This is a genomic window from Brevibacillus sp. HD3.3A (assembly GCF_013284375.2).
GTDB lineage: Bacteria > Bacillota > Bacilli > Brevibacillales > Brevibacillaceae > Brevibacillus > Brevibacillus parabrevis.
On sequence record NZ_CP085874.1, the window covers coordinates 4,780,067 to 4,806,278 of the forward strand.

26 protein-coding genes are annotated in these 26,212 nt (G+C 51.8%); 6 read left to right on the plus strand and 20 right to left on the minus strand.

Features of this window, described 5'->3' with window-relative positions; translation table 11 throughout:
• Positions 1-76: 76 nt before the first annotated feature.
• From HP435_RS22220 to HP435_RS22260, 9 genes are all read right to left on the minus strand, one after another.
• On the minus strand, positions 77-946 hold the full coding sequence (locus HP435_RS22220) for a LysR family transcriptional regulator (protein WP_122964692.1): 870 nt from the start codon (positions 944-946) through the stop codon (positions 77-79).
• An 89-nt stretch (positions 947-1,035) separates the two neighbouring features.
• Entirely contained in the window at positions 1,036-1,686 is a 651-nt protein-coding gene (locus HP435_RS22225; RefSeq protein WP_173599217.1) for a VOC family protein, read from the minus strand.
• A gap of 190 nt (positions 1,687-1,876) precedes the next feature.
• Positions 1,877-3,028: a M20 metallopeptidase family protein gene (locus tag HP435_RS22230; protein ID WP_173599218.1), complete on the minus strand. Its 1,152-nt coding sequence runs from the start codon at positions 3,026-3,028 to the stop codon at positions 1,877-1,879.
• Positions 3,029-3,043: 15 nt separating this feature from the next.
• Entirely contained in the window at positions 3,044-4,471 is a 1,428-nt protein-coding gene (locus HP435_RS22235) for a YfcC family protein (protein ID WP_173599219.1), read from the minus strand.
• Positions 4,472-6,110: 1,639 nt separating this feature from the next.
• A complete protein-coding gene (locus HP435_RS22240; RefSeq protein WP_063230010.1) occupies positions 6,111-6,647 on the minus strand; it encodes a hypothetical protein in 537 nt (178 codons plus the stop codon).
• 137 nt (positions 6,648-6,784) lie between these two features.
• Complete coding sequence (locus HP435_RS22245; protein ID WP_173597597.1) at positions 6,785-7,477, minus strand: DUF2306 domain-containing protein; 693 nt, start codon at positions 7,475-7,477, stop codon at positions 6,785-6,787.
• Between the two features lie 17 nt (positions 7,478-7,494).
• The gene (locus HP435_RS22250; RefSeq protein WP_122964689.1) at positions 7,495-8,085 is read right to left on the minus strand and encodes a TetR/AcrR family transcriptional regulator; all 591 of its coding nucleotides are present in this window, start codon (positions 8,083-8,085) and stop codon (positions 7,495-7,497) included.
• 121 nt (positions 8,086-8,206) lie between these two features.
• Positions 8,207-8,722 (minus strand): GNAT family N-acetyltransferase, encoded by a 516-nt coding sequence (locus HP435_RS22255; protein WP_173597596.1) that lies wholly within the window; start codon positions 8,720-8,722, stop codon positions 8,207-8,209.
• Between the two features lie 134 nt (positions 8,723-8,856).
• Positions 8,857-9,249 carry a hypothetical protein gene (locus tag HP435_RS22260; protein WP_122964687.1) on the minus strand — a complete coding sequence of 131 codons (393 nt, stop codon included), beginning with the start codon at positions 9,247-9,249 and terminating at the stop codon, positions 8,857-8,859.
• 158 nt (positions 9,250-9,407) lie between these two features.
• Here HP435_RS22260 and HP435_RS22265 point away from each other — a divergent pair, with 158 nt between their 5' ends.
• Positions 9,408-10,376, plus strand: coding sequence for an MraY family glycosyltransferase (locus tag HP435_RS22265; protein WP_122964686.1), 969 nt, complete (start codon positions 9,408-9,410; stop codon positions 10,374-10,376).
• A 75-nt stretch (positions 10,377-10,451) separates the two neighbouring features.
• Here the strand turns inward: HP435_RS22265 and HP435_RS22270 are convergent, their stop codons facing one another.
• The 3 genes from HP435_RS22270 to HP435_RS22280 form a co-directional block, all read right to left on the minus strand.
• The gene (locus HP435_RS22270) at positions 10,452-11,318 is read right to left on the minus strand and encodes a GNAT family N-acetyltransferase (RefSeq protein WP_173599220.1); all 867 of its coding nucleotides are present in this window, start codon (positions 11,316-11,318) and stop codon (positions 10,452-10,454) included.
• A 35-nt stretch (positions 11,319-11,353) separates the two neighbouring features.
• Complete coding sequence (locus HP435_RS22275) at positions 11,354-12,073, minus strand: 3'-5' exonuclease (protein WP_122964684.1); 720 nt, start codon at positions 12,071-12,073, stop codon at positions 11,354-11,356.
• Positions 12,074-12,226: 153 nt separating this feature from the next.
• On the minus strand, positions 12,227-12,901 hold the full coding sequence (locus HP435_RS22280; RefSeq protein WP_173599221.1) for a tetratricopeptide repeat protein: 675 nt from the start codon (positions 12,899-12,901) through the stop codon (positions 12,227-12,229).
• Between the two features lie 183 nt (positions 12,902-13,084).
• On the opposite strand from HP435_RS22280, the gene HP435_RS22285 reads away from it, so the two are divergent.
• Positions 13,085-14,257: an MFS transporter gene (locus HP435_RS22285; RefSeq protein WP_122964682.1), complete on the plus strand. Its 1,173-nt coding sequence runs from the start codon at positions 13,085-13,087 to the stop codon at positions 14,255-14,257.
• A gap of 85 nt (positions 14,258-14,342) precedes the next feature.
• Positions 14,343-15,053, plus strand: a complete 711-nt coding sequence (gene deoD, locus HP435_RS22290; RefSeq protein WP_122964681.1) for a purine-nucleoside phosphorylase — start codon at positions 14,343-14,345, stop codon at positions 15,051-15,053.
• A 47-nt stretch (positions 15,054-15,100) separates the two neighbouring features.
• On the opposite strand, the gene HP435_RS22295 is transcribed toward deoD, so the two are convergent.
• The 8 genes from HP435_RS22295 to HP435_RS29160 all read right to left on the minus strand — a co-directional run bounded on the left by HP435_RS22295 (position 15,101) and on the right by HP435_RS29160 (position 23,430).
• Positions 15,101-15,337: a hypothetical protein gene (locus tag HP435_RS22295; protein ID WP_122964680.1), complete on the minus strand. Its 237-nt coding sequence runs from the start codon at positions 15,335-15,337 to the stop codon at positions 15,101-15,103.
• Positions 15,321-17,459, minus strand: coding sequence for a sigma 54-interacting transcriptional regulator (locus tag HP435_RS22300; RefSeq protein WP_173597592.1), 2,139 nt, complete (start codon positions 17,457-17,459; stop codon positions 15,321-15,323). The genes HP435_RS22295 and HP435_RS22300 overlap by 17 nt, the downstream gene beginning before the upstream one ends.
• Positions 17,460-17,569: 110 nt before the next feature.
• On the minus strand, positions 17,570-18,958 hold the full coding sequence (locus tag HP435_RS22305) for a putrescine aminotransferase (protein WP_217365725.1): 1,389 nt from the start codon (positions 18,956-18,958) through the stop codon (positions 17,570-17,572).
• Positions 18,959-18,983: 25 nt separating this feature from the next.
• A complete protein-coding gene (locus tag HP435_RS22310) occupies positions 18,984-20,456 on the minus strand; it encodes an aldehyde dehydrogenase family protein (protein WP_173599222.1) in 1,473 nt (490 codons plus the stop codon).
• A 161-nt stretch (positions 20,457-20,617) separates the two neighbouring features.
• Complete coding sequence (gene speB, locus HP435_RS22315) at positions 20,618-21,562, minus strand: agmatinase (RefSeq protein WP_173599223.1); 945 nt, start codon at positions 21,560-21,562, stop codon at positions 20,618-20,620.
• A gap of 421 nt (positions 21,563-21,983) precedes the next feature.
• Complete coding sequence (locus HP435_RS22320) at positions 21,984-22,526, minus strand: hypothetical protein (RefSeq protein ID WP_173597589.1); 543 nt, start codon at positions 22,524-22,526, stop codon at positions 21,984-21,986.
• A 22-nt stretch (positions 22,527-22,548) separates the two neighbouring features.
• On the minus strand, positions 22,549-23,265 hold the full coding sequence (locus tag HP435_RS22325) for an amidase domain-containing protein (protein ID WP_173597588.1): 717 nt from the start codon (positions 23,263-23,265) through the stop codon (positions 22,549-22,551).
• A gap of 42 nt (positions 23,266-23,307) precedes the next feature.
• Positions 23,308-23,430, minus strand: coding sequence for a hypothetical protein (locus HP435_RS29160; RefSeq protein ID WP_255679163.1), 123 nt, complete (start codon positions 23,428-23,430; stop codon positions 23,308-23,310).
• A 248-nt stretch (positions 23,431-23,678) separates the two neighbouring features.
• On the opposite strand from HP435_RS29160, the gene HP435_RS22330 reads away from it, so the two are divergent.
• The 3 genes from HP435_RS22330 (at position 23,679) to HP435_RS22340 (ending at position 26,162) form a co-directional block, all read left to right on the plus strand.
• Complete coding sequence (locus tag HP435_RS22330; protein ID WP_173597587.1) at positions 23,679-25,037, plus strand: APC family permease; 1,359 nt, start codon at positions 23,679-23,681, stop codon at positions 25,035-25,037.
• A gap of 37 nt (positions 25,038-25,074) precedes the next feature.
• Positions 25,075-25,368 carry an SAV0927 family protein gene (locus HP435_RS22335; protein ID WP_173597586.1) on the plus strand — a complete coding sequence of 98 codons (294 nt, stop codon included), beginning with the start codon at positions 25,075-25,077 and terminating at the stop codon, positions 25,366-25,368.
• A gap of 284 nt (positions 25,369-25,652) precedes the next feature.
• The gene (locus tag HP435_RS22340) at positions 25,653-26,162 is read left to right on the plus strand and encodes a GNAT family N-acetyltransferase (RefSeq protein WP_173597585.1); all 510 of its coding nucleotides are present in this window, start codon (positions 25,653-25,655) and stop codon (positions 26,160-26,162) included.
• Positions 26,163-26,212: the final 50 nt, after the last annotated feature.

Here is a 26,212-nt window from a genome sequence, read left to right on the forward strand (position 1 = left end):
GCCATACAATTGTTTTCGCGTAAAATGCTGGGCAAACAAAAAACCGGAAAGCTCCCATGGCGTTCCGGTTGCGTTGCTACGTTTTCGGGTCATCCCACATCTCCTGCGTCATGGCGACAAACGCCTGAATCGCTGCTTCCTGATTGCGTTCCTTCAAATAGATCAAAGACGTGCGCAGTTTTTTGGCAAAACGGTGGAGAACGACCAGCTTGCCAGCCGCAATTTCTTCTTCGACAATCGCCTCGCCCAATACACAGCACCCGGTCTGGCTCAGAGCGGCTTGCTTGATCCCTGCTTCGCTGCCGAACTCGATAATCGTAGTCGGCTTGAAGTCGATTTCGGCATACAGATTGCCGCCGATCTTTTCGACCATCCCGTCTTTGAGGAACGGAACGGTGTGGAGCAGCGTTTGCTTATCGCGCCCTGCAAGCAGTTCAGGCGCTGCCAGCAGCACAAAATCTTCCTCTCCGATCGGGACGACTTCCAGATCGGGGTTGAGGCAGTCGCCCGCTATAATTCCCACATCCGCCTGATGGGCACAAACCAGCTTCGTCGTCTCCACACTGTTGCAGGAGATCATTTGCAAGCGAACTTGCGGGTAGTCTTTCAAGTAGCGCCCAATAATGCCGGGCATGTAACGCGTACAGTAAAACTCCGGGCTGGAGACGACCAGCGGGCCATACGGGATATCCAGCTTCCGCAAGTCGTCATCCAGCTCCCCCATGACGGCGAGCAGACGATCCGCATGATGCTTCAGCAGCTTTCCCGCGGGCGTGAGGTAGTTTTGCCTGCCCACCCGTGTGAACAACGGTCGGCCGATCTCTTTTTCCAGTGCCTTGATTTGCAGCGTGATTCCTGGTTGACTGTACCCGAGCTGCTCAGCCGCTTTCGTCAGATTCAACTGCTCGGCTGCCACCTGGAACGTTCGGAGGTGACGCAATTCCATCTGTCCAACACACTTTCTTGAAAAAGATTTCCCTCATCGTACCACAGCGCCGCTCTCCTGTCTTTTGGAACGAATCGACCAGTCAGCACTCAGCAGGTGATTCGGTAAGGAAGCTGCGGGTGCGACTGAAAATGTCTTGGCTGACCTGGATCGCTTGCCGCCTCCACCGAGATCGGATGAATGGAAGCTCCCCTGTCTGTCGGGAACCATGGACGGCTTTCTTTGACAAGCACGAGAACCCCTTCCTGGTCGCCATAGAAGCGAAAAGTGGTTGATTCCGGCTCGAATGCATTCGGAATGGGTATTGATTGTAAAAAAGCTGTGTACGTCGGAACATCAGGTACAGGCATCCCGATTTCCTGGATCGACAGCCAGCTAGTTTTCGCTTCGCTCGGAAAAGCCAGCATTTCCAGGATGTTGCCTTCAGAGTCCAAAAAGTAGAGCTGTTTGCCTTTCCATGTGTAGGACTGCATGATCTCTTGCCCGTCTTTGCCGCGCAAAACAAGCCCGCGCTGCTGGATCACTTTGGCTAAAGCGTCAAAGGCCGTCTCGGCAATCCCGCAGGCAAAGTGGTAAAACGGCTTTTCAGCTACCTGTTCAAAAACGAGCAGAGCGTCGCCCACCCGTACAGAAAAGGAGTGCTCCGAACGCTCGGAAAGCGGCATTTGCAAGACGCTTGTATAAAAGGCCAGCATCTCTTCCAGCATGGTTGTCGTTAGCGTGACTTTTTGCCATTTCACTGTCAGCTCACTTCCTTTCCTTCCATATTAGCATGCCGGATAAAAGCCACGGCAAGCATTAGAAAACTTGGCTGCGCCAAGCCTTGGTTGCACTTGCACTGGATAAGCATCTTATACATTCTTATCTGTATAAAAAAGCAAGCTATCCAAACGAGAATAGCTTGCCTTGCCGCATATGTGCTTTGTCGCCTCAGGCGAATCGCTTCACCAAGTTCAGGAACAGGTCGATTGCCATCCCGATTTCTTCTTCATCAATGTCGAACTCGGGATGATGGTGGGGAAAAGGGCTCTTTGCGCCGCCCATTCCGACCAGCAAATACGCACTCGGCTTGCTCAGCGCGTAAAACGCAAAATCTTCCGCCCCCATAACTGGCTCTACTTTCGTCGCCACTTCGTCTCCATACACTTCGCGAATCACTTTTTCCGCAAACAAACCGAGATTTTTATCATTGATGAGCGGCGGCGTTCCCAAAATGTAGTCGACTTCTCCCGCTCCCCCGAACGTCAGGCACATTCCTTCTACCAGCTTTTTCATTTCCCGGAAAATGTACTGCCTCGTCTCTTCGGAAAACGTGCGAATCGTGCCTGTGATCACCGCTTCATTCGGGATGATGTTATAGTTCGATCCAGCGGTCACTTGTCCGACTGAAATGACAGCAGGTTCTACCGGATTGATTTTCCGGCTGACAATCGATTGCAGACCAATCAACAAATGCCCTGCGATATACGTCGGATCGACTGTTTCGTGCGGGGATGAGCCGTGCCCGCCCTGCCCCTTGATCGTGATGCGAAAATCATCAGAGGAAGCGAGCATCGCGCCATGCGAGTAGCCGAGCTTCCCTTTTGGCAGGGCTGACATCAAATGCAGGCCAAATACGGCATCCGCCGACTCGATCGCGCCTTGCTCGACCAAAGCTTTCGCCCCGCTCGGAGACATCTCCTCTGACGATTGGAACAAGAAAAGAATATTCGCCTTGACCGCGTCCCGGTTTTCCGCCATCCACTTTGCTACAGCAAGCAAAATAGCCGTGTGTCCGTCATGTCCGCAAACGTGCGCCACTCCAGGCACTGTCGACAAATACGGCTTGTCTCCTTCTTCGTCAATCGGCAATGCGTCAATATCGGCACGCAGAGCAATCGTCTTGTGCCCATCTGTCCCTTTCAAATAGCCGACCAGATTCGGCGGCTGAAAATCGAGAATATCGATGCCCAGTTCTTCCAACACGCCCCGGATATAGGCGCAAGTCTGATACTCTTCCCCGGACAGCTCAGGATAAGCATGCAAATGGCGTCTGTGAGCGACAGCCCACTCGGTAAGATTTGTTTCCACAATTGTCCGCATATGTTTCACTCCTCCTTAAAATGGTCCATAGCCAATCGCGTGCGCCAATATGACGGCGACGACTGCAATGCCGTATTGCATGAGCAGAAGCGGGAACAGCCATCTGATCCAGCTCAAGTAAGAGATGCCCGCCATCCCGACTCCCGCTACTGCAATGCCAGGAATCACGATATTGGAAATGCCGTCTCCGAACTGGAAAGCCAGCACAGCGGTCTGACGCGTGATGCCTACCAACTCGGACAGCGGAGTCATGATCGGCATGGTGAGAGCAGCCATTCCGCTTCCCGAGGGGATAATAAAGCTCAAAATCGTCTGGAAGGCCAGCATGCCGACAGCTGTCAAGGAAGGCGGCAGGTCCTGGATGACCGCTGCCGAATAGTACAGGATCGTGTCCATGATCTGCCCGTCGTTCAGCACGACGACAATCGCTCTCGCCACGCCGATAATCATCGCCCCCGCGAGCAAGGACGATGCACCTTTCAGGAAAGCGTCCACCATTTCATTGGCGCTCAGACGGCCAATCAATCCGACGATGACCCCGAGCAGGATGAACAAGCCGGCAATTTCCGTGATGTACCAGCCAAACTCGATCACGCCTACGGCAATCGTGACGAGATTGAGCAAAAAGCAAGCCAGGATCAGCTTGTGGCGCTGCTCAAAAACCACATTTCCGCCAAACATGTCGCGGACACTCTCACGGTTGTAGGAACCGTAAATGCCAAGCTCGGGATTCTTTTTCACTTTCATCGCGTGGCGGTAGACAAAAATAACTGCCACCACATACATGACCACAAACACTCCGATGCGAAAGCCGATCCCCGAAAAAGGCGGCAGCTCGGCAATTCCTTGCGCGATCCCGATCGTAAACGGATTCATGATAGCGGAAGTAAAACCTACCGAAGCCCCCACCAGCACAATGGCAGCACCTGTCATCGCATCGAATCCGAGCGCCACACAGAGCGGAACCAAAATGGCGATGTACGGCAGCGTCTCTTCAAACATCCCGATCAACGAGCCACCCGCGGCAAAAAACAGCATCATCGATGGGATCAGCCATTTTTCCTTGTTGCCAAGCTTTTTCGTCAAGGAATAAATGAACGCCTCCATCGCCCCTGTCGCACTGAGAATGCCGTACGAACCGCCGATAATCAGCACGAAAAACATGATGCTGGCGGAATCAACCATTCCGGTATGAATGCTGTTCAAAAAGCCCATGAAGCCAATCGGCGATGATGCGGTGTACTGAAAAGAATCCGCCTGAACGACGCTGCGTCCATTCACGTCGATTCGGGCATATTCGCCTGCGGGGATCAAATAGGTAAAAAGAACACAGACAGCCAAAATTCCTAGCAACAGCACGAATACATTGATTTCCGTCAATCTGCTTAACGCTTTTTGCTTCAAGACAGCTCGCCCCCTTGTCCTCTCTTTGTCTCTTGCCATGGTGTATTCGTTTTCATAGTAGCACCATTTGAAATAATGAAAAAATTACAAAGTCATATGTATGGCATTTCAAATCATTATGGAAGGAGACGGGGCGAGAGTGAATGAAGTGCTTGGGTAGCGCTTTGCAGATTGCTTCATCGGTACTTTTGAAGCGGGTTTCAAGGAAAGTGTCAAAGGCAAGTACATAAAAGCTGGCTTGGGTAGCGCTTTGCAGTTTACGTCATCGATACTTTAGATGTGGCGAGGAAAGAGACGAATCGCTGTAGCTTCTTGGCATACCCCCTGTGGGTCTAGACTGCACGGCTCCGGGGAAAAAGCGAAACCGCGTCAAAAGCAGTAGCTCACGGAAGCGGGCGCACGTTGACGCTTAAAACCGTGTTTCGCTTTTTCCTCGGAACCTCGGTCGGTATCCCAAAGAGCTTTCGCGGATTCGTCTCTTTCCTCGTCAGGGGCTGGCGGTGGTTGGCGCGAGTTTCATAAAAAATGCCAAGTGCGAATACAAAAAGCTGGCTTGGGTAGCGCTTTGCAGTTTGCTTCATCGATACTTTAGGTGTGGCGAGGAAAGAGACGAATCGCTGTAGCTTCTTGGGATACCCCCTGTAGGCTTAGACTGCACGGCTCCGGGGAAAAAGCGAAACCGCGTCAAAAGCAGCTCGCTCACAGATGCAGATTCACGTTGACGCTTAAAACCGTGTTTCGCTTTCTCCTCGGAACCTCGGTCGGTATCCCAAAGAGCTTTCGCGGATTTCGTCTCTTTCCTCGTCAGGAGCTGGTTGTGGTCGGCGCGAGTTTCAAGGAAAAATGCCAATGCAAAAAGCTTGCTTGGGCTGACATTTTGTAGTCTGCGTCACCGATACTTTAGGCGGTGGTGATCGAGGGTTTCAAAAAAGCACAGAAACATGAGTAAGAGTCTTCTTCAAGACGGTCGCTTCCTGCAACCCGTTCATGAAAAAACTTACTCAATTTCTGCTCTGGATTTTCCGCCCTTGAGCAACCTCCAAAAAACAATATCCGACCAAAGCTTACCGTTGGCCGAGGAAACAGGAGAAACAAGCGAAAGGGCTTTGGGACTCCTTCCGAGACGGAGGTGAAAAAGGAAAACACGCTTTTAAGCGGCAACGTGCGTACGCTTCTTCGATCTCGCTGCTTTTGACGCGGTTTTCCTTTTTCGCCGGAGACGGGCAGTCTAGCTTCCTCGCTAGAGGCCCACGTCCCTGCAGCGGTTTCTCCTGTTTCCTCCCTCCACCACAGCCGCGATCAACAGGCCAAACCTGTTACATCTCCTTATCTAACAAAAAAACCTCCTTGGCACACAACACAAGAAGGTCTCATCATGGCGAAAATTCACAGGAAACGGGACGAGAAAGGAGAGTACGGTGTTCGCGGTTGTCCAGCCGTATAGAACGAGTAATCGAGCAGGCGAATAGCCGTCTGGCGATTGGTTCAGTCTCTCATAGTTTTTGTAGGTATGCTCTGTCATACATTTCTATGAGCAGCATGCACTGCTCACAGGGGTCCTTGTCTCGCACAAGGATAAGCGTTTGTCCGCGATTTCCTGTGGCTGAGCTGTACTCAGCTTACAAAACATAGCCCCAAGCTTTCTACGTTTTCTAAGCTAAGCACATGAACCATGCGCCTAGTCTTCCAAATCAATGTACTTCTCGGCTTGCGGAAACTCCAGAAAAATTTTGTGGCACTCGTCTTCGATCAGCTGGGACAGACGCTTGACCTTTCGTTCGAGCTGCAACCCGTTCTCGCGCGCTTTTTCGATATCGTACATGGCGCGGGTAATGGTCTGTTCGCCGCCGTTGTAAAACCTGCCTGTATTCAGCTCTTCTTTTTTCATCGAGCCGTATCTTTTGAGCGAAGCCGCTTCCTTGCGCATATGCTTGGCGGTTTGCATCGCGGTAAACAAGCTGATCTCCTGCTTGTTCCACAAAATATGATGCGCGAGGTTGGCCCCGTGAATCAGCTCGTCAATCTGGCGAAAGTCTTCGCGGGCTTCCTCCAGTTCTTCCGTGATCAGCGTAAACGACCGGGACGGCTCCTCGGCTTTGTCGCCTTTTATATAGACACAGAAAGCGTTATTTTCACGTTCCTGATCCAACTCCGTAACTTTGTGGGCAATATCTGAACGCAACGGAACGAGGGCAGCAAGAGACAATTTTGCCATTCACAACCTTCCTTTCTCACGGGAAAATCTGTACAAGTGTAAAGACGGCCCAAGATATGGAAAGTTACGCTATCCAGCAAAATTTTCTGATGCTGCGAGCAGGCGCACAGCATTTTGTTGCACGCCATGCGCTCCGCTCAAACGCTTTTCGACTGATTGAATTTCTTTTGATAGTAGCGCGAAAAAACGATGATACAGGGAACGAGTACGATTGTCGGCATGAACCAGACAAGCGGGTGAACCGAGCTAAGCCCCAACAGACGCGGTGCGCCAAATACGGTAAAAGCCGTAATCGTCGCAATACAGCAGCCGAGCATCCCGCCCAAGTGCTCGAACCACCAGTGAAGCTTGCGCCCCGGCGCGCGCAGCCAGTACCAAAGCTGCGAAGCACCGAGGAAAATCCCGATGAACGGAAACCAGGTCAAGAGCGTAAAACCGATGGACGCTCCATACAGGCTCATGGCGCCTCCCGAAAGCAGCAGCAGGGCAGGAAACAGCAAGTCGATCGCGTGGCGGTGCGCGGCTTTGCGATTTTTGTAGCGGAGCACGCGAATCCCGTACCAGGCCGTTGCTGAGCTCAGTATGGCGATAAAAATGAGGAACCAGGCAAAAGCAACCGACTCTCCTGTTTTTTGCGGATCAAAGCCAATTCGCCAAATGCCCATGACCAAAGCCGAGATCGCTACCGCTCCCATCGCCCAGACATACACCCAGCCCGAGCGAACATGTGCCTTTCCGCCTTTTTTGGTGACGACAGGAATCCAGAACACAAGCAAAGCGGTAAATCCGGCGATGATATGGAGCACTTTGAAGATCGAAAAAATGAGCATGGCACAACTCCCCCCTGCTAGTTTTTTGTCAGCGTTTGATGCATGATTTGATGCACTTCATCGACGGACAATCCTTTGGCTTCCGGTGCGATTTGCGTCTTCATTCTGATACCGTACGTGATCATCGTAAAAAGAATGGCGATCTTCTCGGCATCGAGGCTTTCCGGGATCACTCCGGCTTTTTGCCCCACCTCGATCCATTCCTTTGAGGTTTGTATGCTCTCCGCATGCAGTCGGGAAAGCATGTCGCCAATGACTGGATCTTCCCGTTTGCTCAGCAAGTAAATCAGGATCAGGTTCGTCACATCGCGCGGGTCGTGAACATGACTCAAGCTCTGCGAAATAGTCCCCAACGCTTCCGCCAATTCCCCTCCCCCTTCCCTCACAGTCTGGTAAAACCGCTGGCTGATCGCAGCAAATCGCCTCTGTAGCAGCAAGCCCAAAAGCTCATCCTTGCTTTTTACATAATGGTAAATAGCTCCTTTGGACAATCCCGAACGCTTCATGATGTCCTGCAACGTCGTTTGCTGGCACCCTTTTTCCAGAATCAATTCCTCCGTGGCTGTAAGCAGCAATTGAAAGCTCGGATTTTGATGGATCGATGACATAGTCTCCTCCTGTGAACATGAATGATGGAAGTCCATTTCCTTTCTTTTACTATACAAACCGTCGGTCGGTTTGTCAACTGAATCAAGAAAAGCGGACTCCTGTCGTCCGCCTGGCCTTTCGCTATTCGCCGATTTGTTTATAGTAAATCACCGTGTCGTGCAGTTCTCCGTCCGCCGATTTTGCATACTGGGGAATGCGCCCGGCTTCCTTGTAGCCCATCGCCTGATACAACTGGTTTGACGGATCGCCCGCCCGCGTATCCAATACGAGCAGGCTGCGGTTCTCCGCCATCGCCCGAGCCTCTGCGAGCAGCATCAGCGTGCGGCCAATTCCTTGGCGCTGTGCCGAAGGATGCACCATCAGCTTGACGATCTCGGCCCGGTGCAGTCCGTTCGGCCGATCCGACAACTGAAGCTGGATCGTTCCGACGATGCCCGTTTCCTTTTCTGCTACCCAGACAACAACCTGTTCGCGCGGAACCAAAGTCCAATACTTGTACGCTTCTTCCTCCGTCAAAGGCGGCAAAAACCCGATGGAAGCTCCGTCCGCCACGACGTCCACCAACAACCGGGCCAATTCGCGCAGCTCCGCTTCCGAAGGCTGGGTCACTTCTCGATACGACAATCCTGGCGTCATGCTTTGAACCCTCCGTTTCATGAGGTATCTTGCAGGTTCCTCTCCACTCCATCATAGCGGACGAACGGAGAAAAGTCAGTGAACAAATCACATTTTATGTAAGAAAATCTAACACGCATTAAAACTGTTATTCACTACGGACGATACCCGTACATGCTAAAGATAAACAGCAGACACATATACACAACAGCTGCCGGGATGAGGGAAAGCGCAACGAGCAGCTTTTTCTTCGTTCCCGAAACGGCCATGAACCAAAGGAAGTAGTTGTACACCAGCAGCAGCAAGAAAGGAACGAAGAAAAAGCCCGTCATGAACCCGACCCATTCCGAATTGGTGTCCCAAAACTGTTTCGGAACCGGCAGCGCATGATACTCCTGGTAAATCTCTTCTTTTCGCGCAATAAATACATATGACAAAACCGCGTAATAGACGATCACAGCGAGCTTGCTCCAGCCATTCATTCTTTTCGTCGCCCACGTCAGCATAAAAATGATGCCCAAGATGAACCATAAGCCCATATATTCCATGTTGATCCCTCCTAGAAGGGATTATATTTTTTCGTTGTCTATGAAATAAGTACCAACTTTTTTTGGTACCTCCCCACGCTTCGTCAGCAAGAGTCGACAAAATTTGGAATCCTTCCTATAATAGACTTGTCTAAAAAAATGCTGTCTTTTCGTAGGAGATGGTCATGATTACATACGCGATTTCGTTTGTACTGTCGTTCGCTATCGTCATGGTGCTGATTCCACCGCTGGCCAAACTGGCATTTCGCCTTGATTTTGTGGACAAGCCCCGGAAAGACGTCGAGCGCAAGATTCACCGCGAGCCGATTCCGCTCACGGCCAGCTATGCCATCTTTGTCGGGTTCGCCGCATCTTTTCTGCTGTTTTCCAAAGAGTCGCCGGAACAGACTGTCGCCGTATTGATCGGCTCGCTGCTCCTTCTTACCATCGGCACCATCGACGATTGGTACAAAACCCAGGGCAAAGATTTCTCAGCCCTGCCCAAACTGATCGTCCAACTGTCGGCCGCTGTGATTGTGTACATGTCGGGGATCACCTTCTCCGGGTTCTACAATCCGCTTAGCGGCGAGTACATTTTGTTGCCGGAATGGCTTCAATTCGTTCTCACGATCCTCTGGATATTCGGAGTAACTACTGTCATCAACTTTTCGGACGGAATGGACGGCCTCGCAGGAGGACTTTCCGCCATTTCTGCCGGCACCCTGTTTGTTGTGGCTCTCGTCAAAGGCCAGAACACTTCCGCAATCATGGCGATCAGCCTGGTCGGAGTCGCTCTCGCCTACCTTCGCTACAACAAGCCGCCCGCGAAAATTTTCATGGGGGATGCAGGGGCGACTTTTCTCGGGTTCATCCTCGCCGTGATCGCGCTGGATGGAGCGTTCAAGCAGGCAACCGTCCTGTCCTTGTTCATCCCGATTTTGGCGCTGGGCGTCCCGATCTTCGACAATTTGTTTGTCGTGATGAAACGCTTCATGCAAGGCAAGCCGATCTACCAGGCTGATGCGAGCCAGGTTCATTACCGCCTGTTGCGTACGGGACTCAATCCGAAGCAGGTCGTGGCTTTCCTTTGCCTGATCAGCGTCTGTTTCTCGCTCACCTCGATCATCCTGCTGTTGCTTGGAGTCTAACGCAAGCGCATAAAAAATGCCGCTCCGGTCGCTATCAATCGTGACCGTGCGGCTTTTTTATTGGCAAAAATGGTTTCAGGACAACGGACGTCTTGCCGTCAGCATCGTCTGGCAAGTCTGAAAGCCTGTCCGTTCATACAAGGCAATCGCCGGCTTGTTGTGCGTTCCGGTCAGCAAATACGGCTGCAATCCTTTTTCCAGCGTCCGGTTTACAAAAAATGCGGCAAGCTGTTTGCCGTAGCCTTTTCCTTGATGCAGCGGATCGACAAACACATCGTAAGCCTCGCCGTGCGGGGTGACGATCAGCGAACCGACGAACGCTCCCGCTTCGTCATAAAACATGTGAATATCGTCTTTCATCTCCGTCAGCAGCCACTTTTTCCACGACTCCATCGTTTGCTCGGAGTAATCTGTCAAGCGGTACGGCTTCAGGTCGATGCCTTTGCGCACTTCGTAGTAGGCATCACTCTGGGACTGGATGTAGCGCTCCAGATCACCCTCGGCAAAAGGCTTGATCGCAAGCGTCGGCTCAGCGAGCATGCCGCCGCTGTATTGCATCAGATGCTGTCCCCACAAAGGCACAAAGCCTCTCCCGGCAAAAAACGCTTCCGCTTCCCCTTCGTCGACACGATAAGTAGCGGCTACAGTCGTCACCCTTTTCTCCTGCTGTTCCAGCTGCCGAAAAAGCTGGTCGAACAGACTGGAACCGATCCCTTGGTTTCGCCACTCAGGGCGCGTATAGACGTAAATTTCAGCCGTTCCTTCTTCACCAAAGGAAGTGACATCATACATGCCGCAGGCAACAATCTCCCCTTGCTGTTCGTACAGGAACACGGTAGCGGACTTCAAAATCGCGGCAATCTCCAGCGCGCGCCATTGCACCCCGCGTTGCAGCATCGCCACAACCGCTTTCATGTCGCCATCGTGCATGTCTCGAATCATGTTCTCTTCTCCCTCTATTGCGCACAGTCTGCTTGCTAGTGATTCGGTGCCCCCGTCGTTTCGGTTGCTTGCTCCAACTGTTTTTTATGCTGCAAGCATGCCTGGCACCTTCTGCTTTTCCTGCCGAAAGCCGTGTAGTATTTCTGCTTTTTGCAGGAGCGGCACGTCATGTACAGCGGGCTGGACAAATTATAGTTCTCTTCGGGCGTGTTTTGCGACAGGTGAACCGTCTTGTTGTACTTGATCAACAGGTGAGCAGTATGTATCGCATCAACCAGCGCGGAATGCAGCCTTCCTTCCTGGACAATTCCGGCACAATCGATCGCATCCTTGAGACTCATCTGCTTGCGGTCGGCGAGCAGCATGCTGATCGCGGGCTGAATATCGTTGTAATTGCGCATCCAGCTGAAATCCAGCCCAAAGCGGGCGCAATGCTCGATCATCAGCCGCTTGTCATCCTGGCCCCACGAGCACAGGTAGTAGTCCGAATCGGTTCCAATCCACTCCAAAAAGGAATGGAAGCCTTTGCGAAACGGAATAAACGTCGGCATATTTTCCTTGTCCAAACCGACGAACTTGCGGGTGCGCTCCGAAATTCTGCGCTCGATGGCCGGAAACGTATAGCTCTGGAAGGTGTCTACCTCCACGCCGTTTGGTCCGGGAACAATTTTTGCCGCTCCGATCTCGATGATTTCCGGAATCTTGTCTTTTTGATGAGTCAGTGTCGTTTCCAGGTCATATACAATGATTTGCAAGCGTGATCACATCCTGAATGTATTGCTTCTATTATGAACGCTTATGGGTATGGATTGCAAAAGCATCGGCAAAAGATTTGCTTTTTTTATGGAGGAATGGTCTTGAAGCGGTGACTGACCACAAAGAAAAATGGCTGCCGGAAATGGCAACCATCAGATCGTTTTTCGCAGCCAGGCCAGGAACGCCCAGCGTCTTTCCGTCCGGCGCTTGTAGGAGGGCAGCCCCCGGTAGACTTCCGCAGCTTCCTGAAAGGACGCTTTCGCCTTGTCTTTTTGCTGCAATTCGCCGTACACCACGCCAAGTTTGAAGTATACCTCGCACGATGACATGTTCATCTTCGCCAGCTCGCCCAAATATTCCAGCGCTTTTGCCTGTTGTTTGCGCTTCGCATATTCTTCCCCGACGATGAGGTATGGCTCTCCGTACCGGACGCGCGGATTCAGCTGCAAAGCCTTGCCGATCAACTCCAGTCCTTCTTCCATCCGTCCGACCTTGAACAAGCAAATTCCTTTGTCGCACAAATATTCAGCCGAATCTTGCATCGCGATAGAAATACCGTCCAGATAGGTCAAAGCTTCTGTGTACTGCCGTTTTTCCATGAGCAGCCGGGCAGCCTCAAGCTTGGCAGGCGTATCGTGCGGATTTAGCCTAAGCTGGCTGTTCAGGGCGGACAGTCGCCTCCAGCGCCGATACGGCTTCGTGATGTCAGGCAGCAGCCGGACAAAGCGCAAATCGAGAAAGTACAGGACGAGCAAAATGACGAGCAGCGCGATAAACGGATTACCTGTCAGCCACCATAAAAATGAGAACAAGAACAATTTCCCCAAAAGCTTCCCCTCAATCCTCTATTTTTTTCCTTTTTTACTATATGAGTCTAGCAAGTCTATTGTCAAATATTGTTACAGGGACAAAAAGGTTACTACTACAAGGGGTTGTTATCGCGAAAATTATAGGTTACTATATCTGTGGTAACTTCATTCTTTTATCCAAAAGGAGGTTTGCTCGTCACCGTGAACATGAAAGTATACATTCTGGCCATCGCTGCCTTTGTTGTCGGTACGGTAGAGTTGATCATCGGCGGCATTTTGGACATCATCGCGGAGGATTTGCAAGTCTCCATCAGCACAGCCGGCTGGCTGATTACGATGTTTTCCATTATTTTCGCGCTATCTGCTCCGATTCTTTTGACCGTGACGGCGAAAGCCGAGCGGAAGTCTTTGTACGTCTGGGCGCTAGTTGTGTTTTTGCTCGGCAACGTGATCTCTTTCCTCAGTCCTACTTATTTCGTTTTGATGCTTGGGCGGATTTTTTCCGCAGCGAGCGGCTCGTTGATCATCGTCCTGTCCATCACCATCGCTTCTTCCATTGTCAAAGAAGCGTACCGGGCCAGAGCGATCGGCGTCATTTTCATGGGAGTCAGCGGCTCGCTCGTCCTCGGAGTTCCGCTTGGTCTTGTCATCGGCAATTCGTTTGGCTGGCGCGCTCCGTTCCTGCTCATCTCGGTTTTGACGCTCGCTGCCATCGTCGGCATTTACGCCTTTTTGCCCAAAATTCCGGCAAGACCCACGATTCCGCTGAAAGAACAGCTCGCGACGCTGAAAAGACCGAAGATCATCAGCGCTCAACTGACATCCGTCTTGATGCTGACCGGGCATTTGACCCTGTACGCTTACTTCACTCCGTTTTTAAAAACGGCTTTGCAGCTTTCCTCGGGCTGGGTGAGCATCGTCTACTTCATTTTCGGCATCTCAGCCGTATTCGGCGGCGGGATTGGCGGCTGGGCAGCAGACAAGCTTGGCTCGACGAAAAGCATTCTCGTCATCATCGCTTCGTTTGCCATCGTGATGTTTCTCATTCCGGCCGTCACGTTTTCGCTCTACCTGTTCCTGGTCGTGATGATTGCCTGGAGCATGCTGAGCTGGGCGATTACACCAGCCCAGCAAAACTACCTGATCGAAACCGCGCCGGAGTCGTACGAAATCCAGCAAAGCCTGAACACTTCCGCCCTGCACATCGGCATCGCGCTCGGCTCGGCTGTCGGCGGCTTCGTGATTGAGCATTACTCCGTCGTGGACACGGCTTGGGTAGGCGGCATCTTCGTGCTTCTGGCCTTTGTCTGCGCTGTTTTTTCCGTCACAAGACCTGCTTCCGCCAAAAGGCTCGGTCAATCTATTCCCGTTTAACCCATTCAAGGAGGTGAACGCCGCTGTGTGAGGAATGAGAACGAAAGTGGTCCATGCTCTCGCTCGCCCACACAACGGCCTTATCATGAGCACACATATTCAAGCCAAACCAGGTGAAATCGCAGAAAGCATCCTGTTGCCAGGCGATCCGCTGCGCGCCAAATACATCGCGGAAACGTTTCTCGGCGATGTGACCTGCTACAATCAAGTTCGCGGCATGCTCGGCTTTACTGGCACGTACCGCGGAAAACGGGTATCTGTCCAAGGCACAGGCATGGGCGTCCCGTCGATTTCGATTTACGTCAACGAACTGATCCGCGATTACGGCGTGAAAAATTTGATTCGCGTCGGCACATGCGGCGGCATTCAGAAAGATGTCAACGTCCGTGACGTGATTATCGCCATGACAGCGTGCACCGATTCGAACATGAATCGCCTGACGTTCCCTGGTTTTGACTACGCGCCATGCGCCAACTTCGACTTGCTGAAAAAGGCGTACGATGCCGGAGTCGCCAAAGGGTTGTCTGTACGGGTCGGCAACGTGCTGACAGCCGACGTGTTTTATCGGGAAAGCATGGAACCGGTGAAAAAGCTCGGCGATTACGGCGTGCTGGCTGTGGAAATGGAAACGACCGCGCTTTATACGCTCGCTTCGAAATACGGCGTCAACGGCCTGTCGATCCTGACCGTCAGCGATCACATTTTCACTGGCGAGGAAACGACTGCCGAAGAACGGCAAACGACGTTCAACGACATGATCGTCATGGCACTGGAAGCGATCGCAAGCGAATCGTAAACATACAAAAAGGGATCGGCCCGCTTCGGCTGATCCCTTTTTTCTATTTATCCTTCTTGACGCAGCACGATCGAAGCCAAAATCATCCCCGCAATGACTGGCTCCCCGCTCTCGACTTCAATCGCCTCTACGCTGCCCGTGACCGGAGAGAGAATGTCCATTCGCCTGCTCCCCTCTGCCAATGTGAACAGCAATTCCCCCTCCTGCACCGAATCGCTCAATCGAAAAAAGATTCGCTCAATGGTTCCGGCAAACGGCGATACCACGTCATACTTTAAACCCAATCGGCTCACCTCGACTTATCTTTTCTTGGATTTCCTGATACTTGCGACTGATCGTGGACTGGCTGACGCCAAGCACTTTGGCAGCCATGGAGGTCGTCTTGAACTCATCCATCGCCATCTTGATCAGCTGCTCCTCCATCGCTCTCGTCGCTTCCTTCAACGGCATGATTTTGGTCAGACGCTGACGCAAATACTGCTTCTTTTTCGTTTTCAAAAGCGGTGTGATATGGTGCGCCTCAATCAAATCCTCGTCTGCGGTAACGACAATCCGTTCGATGATGTTTTGCAGCTCGCGCACGTTGCCCGGCCAGGAATACGATTCGAGCAAGTCGAGAGCGTCCTGGGACAATTGCGTGGAGCGCGCGTATTTTTCATTGAACGTCTGCAAAAAGTGCAAACTGATCAGCGGGATGTCTTCCGGGCGATCCCGCAGCGGCGGAATGACGACAGGGATGACGTTCAGCCGATAGTACAAGTCTTCGCGGAACGTGCCTTCCTCGACCATTTTTTCGAGATTTTTGTTGGTCGCGGCAATGATTTGCACGTCGACCTCGACGATCTCGGAGCCGCCTACGGGAATAATTTCCCGCTCCTGGAGCACGCGCAGCAGCTTGACCTGCAAATTCAGCGGCATTTCGCCGATCTCGTCGAGGAACAGCACGCCTTTGTGCGCCATCCGGAAGTACCCCGGCTTCCCGTTCGAGTTTGCACCTGTGAATGCGCCCTTTTCGTAGCCAAACAACTCGCTTTCCAACAGCGTCTCCGGGATCGCCCCGCAGTTGACTTTGACGAACGGTTGGCTGTAGCGCGGTCCCAGCTCGTAAATCGTGCGGGCAAACACTTCTTTGCCGACGCCTGATTCCCCGGTGAGCAGCACAGTGGAGGACGTGTTGGCGATCTTGTGGATGTATTTCATCACTTTTTCCATCGGCTCGCTGGCGTAGATCAGCTGGCGGTTTTTCGCATACTGCTTCTGGTCGCGCAGATGCTCCAGCTCTTTTTTGTACTTTTCCGATATTTTTTTGACTTGCAGCAGCTCTTCCTTCAGCATGACTGTCTCCGTCACGTCGCGCAAAGCGATGACGATCCGCTCCAGCTTTCCGTTGTCAGCGAAAATCGGGTTGCCGACAGCCAGCACGTTTTTGCCCGAGCGGCTTTCCTGTGTGACAGACACCTTGCGCTTGCGCTCCATCACCATGCGGACAATCGCCGAGAAAAATAAGCCCTCCTGTTCCAGCTCCATCAGATTGATGCCGAGCAGCTGCTCCTTGTTGATTTCCCAAAAGTCTTCGATCAGGTTGCCGCTGTAGCGCAGCAGCACGCCTTTTTCATCGAGGACGAGAATTTCGTCGTAGATCGAGGAGAGAATCCCTTGCAAGTCGGTGTTGAGGTTTTTGACGTACTCCATTTCCATCGCCATTCGCTCGATAAAAGGCAAATCTTGCAGGACGATCGTCGCTCCGGTCACCGTGCCATCGTGGCTGTGGATCGGGCAAAAGTCGGCGAGCACGCCGATTCGTTCGTTGACGATGATGTAATTGAGCACCTTTTCCCCGTTTTCAATCACTCGCTGAAAAACGCCCGGGTCCAGCAATTCGCCTACCCGTTGCTGTCGCAACTCTTCTGGCGTCACGCGAACCATCCGCAACACTTCGGAGCTGAAGTTTTCGATCTGCCCCTTTTTGTCCACGATCAAAATGCCCATCGGAATTGAGTTAAGCAAAGATCGCATCCAATCCGGGTGGCCGGACTGATTGGTCAAAATGTAGTACAAAACATCCTCGCGGCGCAAATACCCTTCGTCTTGCCCCGCCGGATCGCGGACGACCACGACTTCCTCCCCAAACACCTTGAAGTAGTCGGGTACGCTGATTCCTTGCTGATAATAGGCGAGGTTGGTCTGGTACGGAAGCTCCCGAACGGGCTTGTCCATCCAGCCCGGCTCGGTCAAGAGCGGCAGCATATCCGTATTTCGTATATAAGCAACATACTTGTTTTCGCTTTTGGGATCGGTAACAAACACATAACGCTCGTTGAACCGAGTCATGATGTCCCACACTTCATTCGCAGAAGATTCAAACGATACTGGATACGTTTTTCGTACAAAACAATTGGAAACCATAGGTCCTCCCAATATAGCTTGGCATGTGACTACTATTATACTCAGGGCTCCCATGGAGAAGAAAGGGAAAAGAAGACTGGGGTGGGCAGTCTTCTTTTCCTGTCTATCGGTTAGATTTGGACTTGCGGCAGCACTTTTTGGAAAGTCTCGATGACTTTGTCTGCTTCTTCGTACGTAATCGTGAGGGGCGGTTCGATGCGGATCGTCTTGGCATTGATCAGCGTTCCGGCTACCAGAACGCCGTTGTCAAACAAGCCTTTGGACACCTCGTAACCGATCTCGTCGTTATGGAACTCGATTCCGATCAGCAGCCCTTTGCCGCGCACTTCCTGCACTTTGTCACTGTGAGCCGCTGCTGCGGCGCGCAGCCCTTGCAGCATGTACTCGCCCATTTCCACGCAGCGGTCCAGCAAGTTTTCCTCGATCAGCACGTTGAAGGTCGCAATCGCTGCGGCGCACGCCAGCGGATTTCCGCCAAAAGTCGTCGTCTGCACAAACGGGTTCGGGAAAAAGCTTTTGAATACTTCCTCCGTCGCGACCACCGCTCCTGCTGGCATGATGCCCCCGCCAAACGCTTTTGCCAGGCACAAAATGTCCGGCACCACATCGTAATGCTCGCAGCAAAACATTTTTCCGGTGCGGCCCATTCCCGTCTGCACTTCGTCCAAGATGAGCAGGGCACCGTACTGGTCGCACAGCTCGCGCACTTGCTTCAAGTAGTTTTCCGGCGGCAGGTTCACTCCGCCTTCGCCCTGGATCGGTTCGAGGATCACCCCGGCAATTTCTTCCCCGACGAGCGCGCACGCCTCGAATGTTTTGCGCAGCATGTCGATATCGCCAAAATGCACATGGCGGAAGCCGGGAATCATTGGCAAAAACGGTTTGCGGAATACGCCTTTGGCCGTAGCGGACAAAGCTCCCAGGCTTTTGCCGTGGAACGCTTTTGTCGTAGCGATAAACGTAGTGCGCCCGGTGTGCATTTTCGCCAGCTTGATCGCCGCTTCTACCGTCTCCGTACCGCTGTTGGCAAAATAGGCGTACTTCAGCTCGCCCGGCGTCACGTCAGCCAAAATTTTGGCGAGCATGGCGCGCAGCGGATCGAGCAAATCCTGGCTGTGCAGCGGTTGACGGTTGAGCTGGTTAATGACGGCCTCTACTACTTTTGGATGGCGATGCCCGACGTTGTAAATGCCAAAGCCGCCGAGACAATCGATGTATTCTTTTCCGTTTACATCCATAAAGGAGTTCGGGCCTGCGTCCTTCCATTCCACGGCGGCGAACTGTCCGTCTTTCGTAACCGACTTGCGGTAGCCGAGAAAGCCGGGATTTACGTGGTCGCGGAAGTTCTCGACCGTCTGGCGCGTTACCCACTCTGCCTCGTCTTTTGTAATGTCGGTTTTGGCGATCAGATCGAGAATCTGGCTCGTATAGGCGTAGACGTCTTTGTACTGTTCTTGTACTTGTATGTTCTGCTGTTTGCTCTCCACGGTTTTGCTCATCTCGCTGTCCTCCTGATTGGTTGGATTAGTTTTCAAACCAGCCGGTTGGCTGAACTTGCAGGTTGATGTTGATTTGCTTCACTTCCGTGTACTCCTCGAAGCCAAACGTGCCCAGGCCGCGGCCGATGCCGCTTTGCTTGTAGCCGCCCCAAGGCGCTTCGTTGTAGGTCGGATGGTAACAGTTGATCCACGTAATTCCGGCACGCAGCTTTTTGATGACGCGCATCGCTTTGGCACCATCCTGGGTGAACACGCCGCCCGCCAGTCCGTACACGGTATCGTTGGCGAGACGCACGGCATCTGCCTCGTCTTTAAAGCGTTGAATCGCCAGCACTGGCCCGAAAATTTCTTCCTGAACAATTTTCATAGATGGGGTCGTATCGGTGAAAATCGTCGGCTCGATGAAATAGCCTTTTTCCAGACCGTTTGTCGTCAGGCGGTTTCCTCCGCACAAGAGACGCGCCCCTTCTGCTTTGCCCAGCTCGATGTAATGGAGAATTTTTTCCATGTGAGCCTGGCTGACGACCGGACCCATCTCCGTAGCAGGATCGTCGCCATGGCCTACGCGTATTTTTTGGGCGCGCTCCACCAGTCGCTCGACGAAGCGGTCGTGAATGCTATCTTCGAGCAGCAGCCGCGATCCCGCCGAGCAAACTTGCCCTTGATTCGCGAAAATTCCGAATAGCGCGTAATCAACAGCCGTATCGAAGTCTGCATCTGCGAAAACGATGTTCGGCGATTTGCCGCCCAGTTCGAGGGAGATTTTTTTGATGTTGCCGACAGCAGCCCGCATGATGCTGCGCCCGGTGGCCGTACCGCCTGTAAAAGAAATTTTGTCGACCAGATGGCTCTCGGCAAGCTCGTTTCCGACCGTTGCTCCCGCTCCGAGCACCATGTTGGCTACGCCTTTGGGAATGCCGACTTCCTCGATGATTTCAAACAGCTTTTGGGCGGTAACCGGAGTGACCTCTGACGGCTTGAACACGATCGTATTCCCGGCGGCGAGCGCAGGCGCAATTTTCCACACACCCATGAGCAGCGGATAGTTCCACGGCACGATCAGGCCGCACACACCGACAGGCTCGCGCACGACCATGGCTTGCACCGGGTCTGCCACGTGATACGTCTGTCCGTCCGGCTTGGTAGCCAGCCCCGCGTAGTAGCGGAAGCAAGCAGCCGCATCCGCGACGTCAAAAGCTGTCTCGCGCAATGGCTTTCCATTGTCCAGCGTCTCCAGCCTGCCGATTTCTTCCGCCCGCTCCTCCAGCTTGTCGGCAATCGCCAGCAAGTAGCGGGCGCGCTCCGCTGCCGGAAGTTCCGACCAGATGCCGCTATCGAACGCATCGCGGGCGATCTGAATGGCATGGCGGGCGTCTTCCACATCCCCTTCTGCCGAGAGCGCAATCACTTCCCCTGTAGCGGGATTCAAGATTTCGCGGGTCTTCTTGCTTTGCGCATCCACCCATTCCCCGTTGATGTACATCTTCAGGTTTATCATGCAATCCATCCTCTCCTTCCGCTGTGTCCCTTCTCAGTGTCATTCCTTAAAGCAACTCCCGTGCCAATCAAGGAAGCACGACTACCATTGGTGTAAGCCTGGGCACTTGTACGACTGATTTATGCAAAAAATCATCGATTATGCAAAAATGAATAGATTTCTTATTGGCTCGCCAGCTGATTTTGCCGGAGGGCAACCAGGGCGGCAAAGTCGTGAATCAATGTCGCTGCCAACAGCGAAGTAATTTGCGTCGGATCGTACGGAGGCAACACTTCCACGAGGTCAAACCCGATGTAGTTCAGGCCTGTCAGGGAGCGTATGATTTGCAGCGCCTCGTGACTGGTGAAGCCGCCTACCTCAAGCGTTCCGGTGCCGGGTGCGAAGGCGGGATCGATAAAGTCGATGTCAAAAGTGAGGAAGCAAGGAGTTTCTCCAATCTGCGCTTTGATTTGCGCAATGACATCCGCAAATCCGCGGCTGCGCAGCTCTTGTGTCGTGATCACGTTGTACCCCAGCTCGTAGCTGGCCTCGATGTCGCCCGGATGGTTCAGCGTCCCGCGAATCCCGACCTGAAGTACTTTGTCCGGCTGCAAAAGTCCTTCCTCGTGCGCCCGGATGAACGGGGAACCGTGCCAATATTTTTCGTCGTAGTACGTGTCCCACGTGTCTGTATGCGAATCAAACTGGATCATCGCTACCTGTCCGTATACTTTTTTGGCGGCGCGCAAGGACGCTAATGTAATCGAATGATCGCCGCCCAGCCCAATCGGCACGATGCCTTTTTTCATCAGGTCGAGCACGGCTTCTTCCATCAGCTCATAGCTGCGGTGGATGTTGTGCGGAATGACCGAAACATCTCCGACATCAATCGCTTGCGTATCCTCGAACGGGTATACTTTGTGCGTCGGATGATACGGAAACAGCGTCATGGAAGCCTGGCGAATCGCTTGCGGAGCAAACCGCGCCCCTACGCGAAACGAAGCGGCCGTGTCGAACGGCTGTCCGATAATCGCTACTTTGGCATTTTCTCTTGCCGACGGTAACCGCATGAACGTGCCTGTCGTGCAAAACTCCGGTTTTACGTCTGGGGAAAGTGGATATTGCATAGGTTGAAGTCCTCCGTTTGTAGATAGTGTGTAGGAGACGGCTGCATTTTGTTCTACAGCGTTGGACTTTTGGTTTGGCTATCTGGTGTCTATCCCTCTGCTCCTGTCCAACGCTGCCTGTATTCGTTTGCCATGTAATGGCGAAGCGGCAAAAGAATCATCGACAGCAGGACGGCAATGAGGAAAAGCTTGTTTCGCATCGCTCGTAACCACTCCTTGTTTCCTTCCTTGCTTGTTCGCGGAATAATTATTGCAAATATTATGCCAATTTACTTTTCCAGCGAACACTTGCAGCAAGGGGGGCGGCTTATGCGGTTTTGCATAATCTATGCGTTTTTGAATCATCGTTTTTGCATGGACTGGTCATGAAAAGGGCGCTGCTCTGGTGAGCAACGCCTTTGATTTTTGCACATTTAGTTTATTACTCGCTTTGTATACTGAGAGCTTCTTTCTCCTGTTGAAATTCCGTCAGCAACTGTTCTGCTTCTTCTTTGGCCTCTTCAGACTGCTTTGCCTTTTTAGCTCTCTTTTTTAAAGAAGCCAATTTCTCTTCAAATTTTGCAACCAGTTTTTTTCGCTGTTCGATTTGCTCTACAATCTCGGTTACTTTTGGGTCATTGGCATCTGCATCGCTGTCCTTGTAGCTTGATTCATGAATGAGTGTCATCTCTTTGAAAACAGCTAACTTACGTGTTAATACATCCTCGGGGTTTTCGGGGTTCAGTTCTTTTTCGAGCTTTCCTACTTCCCACCCCAAGTCTTTGATTTTTTGCCTTTCTTCGCTCGGCGCATTAGGATCATCTTGATCGGCCAATTTTTTATACTCTTCTTTCATTTGCTCAAGCATTTCCGTTTTGGACGAATCATCGGCATAAGCTTGGTAGCCAAGAAAACTTCCAGCGCTTAAAATAGCAAGACTGCCTAATGTTAAAGCGAGAAGTTTTTTTGTTCGATGTACAAACATGATTTCATCCCCTTTTAGCGGATTATTTCTTGATTTTTATTGTCACAACATATGCCCCGCCATAATCGAGCCATTCACTTAATGGCAGGTCTGTCCCCCAAGTATAATCACTGTCATTTACCGAATGTTGAGCCATATACACTTCTCCATCCTTAAAGCGATGAACTACTTGCGAATGAATGGTTCTTCCTGAAGCATCAACATACTGAACAATATCGCCTTCGTACAAATCATTGTAAATGTCTCTAAAATTCTTTATTGCATCTTTGACTGAGTACTTTTTGGCTTGATACGCAAATTCCCCTCCTGAACCATTAACTACTGCCCAGTGTTCTCTAAATTGATGAGCACCAGTCCAAGAAGATGTGCGAGATTTTTTATCATTTGTATTTTCCGGAACATTGCGACCGTAATAGTACCAATCTTTGGTGTTCCTGTTGTAACCAGCCTTCCCATGAAAATCCAGACCCCCACCTTCATGTAATACTTGAGAGACAAAGTTCGTGCAGTCACCGCCATCGCCATTACTTCCATAATTTGCATAATTTTTGTTCCCCGGTCGTTCAGCATACTTTTCAGCGTATTTTTTGGCACCTTTTCGATCAAAATTATTGTTTATTTGGGAATCCGTATTTGTAAACATAGTTTCTGGTGCTGCAAATGCTTGTCCAATTAGTAATGTTGATCCTAAGCATGTTAGTACCAATGATTTTTTTAACATCGTCTTCAAGTTTTCCATCTCCTTGCATGTTAACTTTTTAAAAATAAAGCTCAAATCAATTTACATTAAATCAAAATATTGGAAAATATTCAATTTATTTTTATTAAGAGCAGAAGCAAGCGCGACCGTTTTGTATGCATTTTTGGGTAATCCATGAATTTTTGCATGAATAGGAACGCGCACGCTGACCCCTCCCGCAGCAAAAAGCGGGATAGATGGCGCCCTTTCGCGTTTGGCATATCACTTGCTTACATGGCTGAGAGAAATAGTCGCATCATGTACACCACAGTTTGGGGAAGCAAGGGGGGCAAACGGCATGAGGAAAAACGATGCGACCAGACTCCGCAGCCGGGCGGCCGGGGGTTTGGATCGAATAGAAGCTGACCGCGAAATGTTAACCGCTTTCATTTTACAAACAAAGGGGATTGGTCATGGAAAAAAGCCTGAATCATTCAACTGCACCCACGTTAAAAAGAAGCTTGAAGCTGTGGCAGGTTATCGTTTTGGGACTGGGCTATTTAACGCCTCTGACTGTTTTTGATACGTACGGCATCGTCAGCCAGGAAACAGGCGGGCATGTTCCGACTGCCTATATTTTGGCGCTGGCTGCCATGCTGTTTACCGCATCCAGCTACGGGAAAATGGTGCGGGTATTTCCCGTAGCCGGGTCTGCCTACTCCTACGCCCGTCAGGCGATTAACCCGCACATCGGCTTTCTCGTCGGCTGGGTATCACTCCTCGACTACGTATTTCTACCTGTCATTAATGTACTCCTCGGCAAAATTTACTTGTCTGCCGCCTTTCCGATGGTTCCGGGCTGGATATTGGGCATCCTCCTGGCTGCGGTCACTACTTACATCAATTTTCGCGGTATTCAGTCTACGGCCAACTTCAATACATTGCTGGTCGTGTTTCAGGTCATCGTTGTCGTCGTTTTCGTCTGCCTGAGCATTTCGCACATTGCTTCTGCCGCCAACGGTGCGCCGGCTTTTACAGCCCAGCCCTTTTACGGGGAAGCGATCTCGCTGCCGACGCTGCTCACCGGGGCTGCGATTCTCTGCTTTTCGTTTCTCGGCTTCGATGCCGTCACCACGTATACGGAAGAAGCGGTTGACCCGCTGAAAACGATCCCGCGCGGCATTTTTCTCGTAGCGTTGATCGGGGGCGTCATCTTCATCACGACTTCCTACTTCACTCAGCTTGCTTTTCCGGCGGTGGACCATTTCCAAAATCCTGAGTCGCCTTCACCCGAAATGTCGATGATTCTCGGACAAGATCTGTTTTACGCGATCTTCGTAGCGGGCAGCATAACCGCTGCGCTTGCTTCCGGGATCGCTTCCCATACGAGCGCTTCCCGCCTGCTGTACGTGATGGGCAGAGAAAACGTCCTGCCGAAAAAGCTGTTCGGCCACCTGCACCCTGTCAAAGGCATTCCGGCGCGCAACGTCTTTTTTGTCGGAGCCATCTCCCTGGCCGCTTTGTTTCTCGACCTGGAAACGGCGCTTGCCTTCATTAATTTTGGCGCATTGACCGCTTTTACTGCCGTTAACGCCTCTGTGATCGCCCATTACTATATTCGCAATCAACAGCGTTCTTTGCGCGATGTCGTTCACTACCTGCTTTCGCCGTTGATCGGCACCAGCTTTGTCGCTTTTCTCTGGTACAACCTGGACAGCCACGCGCTGACCCTTGGACTCACCTGGTCGTTGGTCGGCATCAGCTACTTGCTGTTCAGCACCAAATTTTTCACCAAAAAGCCTCCGGTCATCGACTTCGAGGAAGCCATTTAAAGCTCGGCCCCAAATCAAGCACAGGAGTGAGTCGACAATGAAGTTTGAATATTTGTACGATCAATCGGAAAATTTGCTGTCCCGCTTCGTCACTTTTGCCACCGAGCAGCGCCGCTATGATTTCGCCTTTTTCTACTCCCGGCATTTCGATGGAAAAAGTATCGTCATGTCGCTGCAAAACATGCGCGCCGCCTTGCTGTGCTCCGACGATGTCGGCCACGATCACAACTGGGTTCATTCGTTGGCTGTGCATGCAGAAGACGAAGAGGTCGTTTCCAGTTTCCTTGCGAAAGCGCTCTCTTCCTTGTTCAAACACGACGATCTCGATTAATGAAAGAAACTTTCACGAGCTGGTGCCTGTTTTGCGGCATCGGCTTTTTGCGCTGTGACGCCCGGCGATCCTTGATCGTCATGATCGGCGAACAAACAACCTTTTCCGTCTCCGCACAAGCTGCTTGCCGTTCCCGGAAAGGAAACCGTATCGACCGCTTTCACAGTAGCAGGTATCCGGAAAATCGGAACCTTTTCGCATGGCGGCAGGAAAATGCATGCGCAGCCAGTAAAATAACAAACAGCCCGCTTATTCTCAAACGGCTAACAAGGAGGATAACAACCATGTCCCACGATTGGCACATCCAGCTTGCTACGCCACACGATACGCTGGCTGTCATCAGTCTGCTGAAGCAGGTCGCGCAATGGCTGAAAGAGTCAGGGATCAGGCAATGGGCGTTTCTTTTGGAAGGCGGAGACGACGAGGAGATTGCACAAGCGATTGTGGATCAGCACACGTATCTCGTACGGAAAGGGCCGGAGCTGATCGGCACCTTTACCATCGCAGCCAGCCAAACGGAATGGGACCGCCATATTTGGGGAGAAGATGCTTCCGAAAACAGCCTCTATCTTCACAGGCTCGCCCTGCGTCCTGCTACGATGCGAAAAGGACTCGGAGCCGATCTGTTGACCTGGATCACGCAGCATGCAGCAAGCGAGCAGAAGAACCTGAGACTGGATTGCGTAGCGGACAATCCGCAGCTGAACCAGTTTTATCAGCGCAACGGCTTCCACCTGCTCGGGACAACAGACGGACATCACAAATGGCAAAAGAGCGTGGAACCCCGCGCTTAGCGAATTTGGGCTTTCGCCTTCATAGGCAACTGCATACGGTAATAGGGACA